The following is a 256-nucleotide window of genomic DNA, read 5'->3' on the forward strand; positions in this document are numbered from 1 at the left end:
TGCCAACTTCGCTTGGCGTAACGGTGAATGAGCCGTCATTTGTAAGCAGATCACCATTACTAATACCCGAATCAGTATCCAGCGTGATCGTTGGTGCATTTGGCGCTTGCGTATCAAGCACAAAATCCAGTGTGTTCGAGCCAGACACATTACCCGCAGCATCAGTTTCACGCACCGTAATTGAGTTGTCACCTTCAACCACCGCAGGAGGGGTTGTTGACCAACTGCCATCTGCAGCCTGATATTCAACTGTATT

General features: G+C 48.8%; 1 protein-coding gene. It reads right to left on the reverse strand.

Annotated features, from left to right (window positions below; genetic code table 11):
* On the reverse strand, positions 1–256 hold a 256-nt coding region (locus tag HC728_RS20015), incomplete at both ends, for an Ig-like domain-containing protein (protein WP_190395999.1).

The organism is Aliivibrio sp. S10_S31, assembly GCF_014694495.1.
Classification (GTDB): domain Bacteria; phylum Pseudomonadota; class Gammaproteobacteria; order Enterobacterales; family Vibrionaceae; genus Aliivibrio; species Aliivibrio fischeri.